The organism is Actinomycetes bacterium (genome assembly GCA_035489715.1).
Lineage (GTDB): Bacteria > Actinomycetota > Actinomycetes > JACCUZ01 > JACCUZ01 > DATHAP01.
This window is the reverse complement of record DATHAP010000110.1, coordinates 1-2,147: the sequence shown is the minus strand read 5'-3', so window position 1 is coordinate 2,147 and position 2,147 is coordinate 1. Positions and strand designations below refer to the sequence as shown.

The 2,147-nt window shown below is 71.8% G+C and carries 2 protein-coding genes, 1 pseudogene and 1 riboswitch; of the genes and pseudogenes, 1 reads left to right on the top strand and 2 read right to left on the bottom strand.

The genetic code is table 11. From position 1 onward, the window contains the following. Positions 1-30: 30 nt before the first annotated feature. Positions 31-390, bottom strand: a pseudogene (locus VK640_08715) (NlpC/P60 family protein). A 179-nt stretch (positions 391-569) separates the two neighbouring features. After that, positions 570-728, bottom strand: a riboswitch (cyclic di-AMP (ydaO/yuaA leader). Between the two features lie 473 nt (positions 729-1,201). Here VK640_08715 and VK640_08710 point away from each other — a divergent pair. After that, positions 1,202-1,570, top strand: a complete 369-nt coding sequence (locus tag VK640_08710) for a hypothetical protein (GenBank protein HTE73266.1) — start codon at positions 1,202-1,204, stop codon at positions 1,568-1,570. Here VK640_08710 and VK640_08705 read toward each other — a convergent pair whose 3' ends face one another. Next, positions 1,571-1,996, bottom strand: coding sequence for an ATP-binding protein (locus VK640_08705; protein ID HTE73265.1), 426 nt, complete (start codon positions 1,994-1,996; stop codon positions 1,571-1,573). Positions 1,997-2,147: the final 151 nt, after the last annotated feature.

Sequence of the window (2,147 nt, the reverse complement as noted above, 5' to 3'; positions counted from 1 at the left end):
GCGGGCGACCGGGGCACCGGGCAGCTCGGCTCAGGCGATGCGGCGCGCGGTGTTGTAGCCCGGCATCGAGTTGACGGGCACGACCGACACCGGCTTGCCATAGGTGGAGGAGTGCACCATCAGGCCGTTCCCCACGTACATGCCGACGTGGCTGACGGGGGAGTAGAAGAAGATCAGGTCACCGGGCTGCAGGTTGGCCCGTGCGACGGGGACACCCGCCGTCGCCTGCGCGCGTGATGTGCGCGGCAAGGCCACGCCGGCGGCCCGGTACGCCGACCACGTGAGACCCGAGCAGTCGTACCCGCGGGGCCCGGTGCCGCCCCAGACATAGGGCTTGCCCTGCTGCGCCAGTGCGGTGTTCACCGCGACCTGGGCGGCGTGCGTAGGTGCTACGGGAGTTGCAACGGAAGCCACGGCCATCGCCGCGGGAGCGGTGGCAGCGGCGTGGGCCGCGGGGGTCAGCGGAGTGAGCGCGATCCCCGCTCCGGTGAGGAGGGCAAGAGCCGCCCCTCGGATGGAACGACGGCTGATCGTGGACGTGCGGGTAGTCGTCACGGACGACGGTTCTCCTGTTCTCCATGAACCGCCTACCGGGTTAGCTGACGGGTTCGGGCGTGGATTTCGCCCGGCGGGACCGGCGTGGCCGATCGCGCTTCACCCCAGTGCTGCGGTGGGTCCCCGGTCCGGGCACCGGAGCTCTCCGGTGCGCGGTTCGGCGGTGTCCTGCCGGGTGTCACCAGGTGCGGTGACGACGGGGCCTCGGCCGGACCGCGACGACGGTAGGTCGCCCTCGCGACGGGCGCGAAACGACCGCGGACGGCGTCCGGGAGATCAACACGAGTGCCTGTCCGCCACCCCGCGTACCCGACTCGCGACACCACCTCGACCGACTCCGCGGCCGGTTCCGAGCCCGTCCGGAGCCGGACGACGCAGCGCAATCAACCGTTTACTTCTCTTCGGCGGCGTTGCGACACGGAACGTCCGCAGCCCCATGCATTCCGGATGTGACCGTGACCACGGCTGCCGATGAACGCGGGGCTCGGCAGGGCACGGCAGCCGGGTCGTGCGCAGCCGTCGAGGTAGGGGTCGGCTGGGTCGCGAGGACGTCGCCGCATCTCTCGGCGGCTCGCCGATCCGCGCGATCGAGGCGACCGCGCACGCAGGCCTGTTCCCGGCGGCGCCAAGCTGCCGATACTCAGCCGTGAGCACGAGCCAGGACGACGGCACGGCGACGACGAGCCCCGTGGAGGAGCCGGTCGTGCCGTACAGCCCGGCTGCCCGGAAGCCTCCGCTCGGCGCACGCGCTGCGGCCTGGCGTCGTCAGCGGGAGGCGGCCGACGACGACGACCGAGCACGTCCCCGGGTCGGGTCGACCGCCGTCCATCCGGTCTCCGGTCAGAGCCTGCGCGCGGCCCTCAGCATCGGGCTGACCTTCGCCGTCGTCCTGATGGTCTTCCTCGGCCTGATCCTGCGGCTCCCGCCGGCCGACTTCGCGCAGTACATGGCACCGCTGACCGGCATCGCCGGCCTGGCGCTCGGCTACTGGTTCGGCTCCGACAAGAGCCGGTAGTCAGCTCAGCAGCCGCAACGGCGACGGGGCGGCCAGCGACTTCTCCAGCGTCACCCGGTGCACGCCGTCCTCGTCGGCCACGAAGGACAGCCGGTCGACCAGCTGGCGCATGAGCAGCAGCCCGCGACCGCCGTCCAGCGGGGATGGCGGGGGAGCAGCGGTCACCGCCTCGACGTCGAAACCGGGCCCCCGGTCCATCACGCTGATCCGGCAGACCTGGCCGTCGATGACGACGTCGACCTGGTACTCGTCCTGGTCGGCCGCGTGCTGGACGACGTTGGCGCACGCCTCCGACAGCGCGAGCAGGATCTCGTCGATCGTGCCGCCGCCCACCTCGAGGTGCTCCAGCGCCTGCCGGAGCAGACCCCGCACCAGCGGGACGCTCTGCGCGTCGACCGGCAACCGGACGGTGAAGTGGATGTTCACCGGCACCTCACCTCCGGAACCGGTGCGATTACCCTCGCGAGCAGGTGCTGTGCCGACGAGGGAGCCGATTCGTGCTGTTCGACGTAGGACGGACGACGCTCGCCGGTCGGCCGGCCCTCACCGTACGGGGCGAGCTCGACCTCGCGACGGC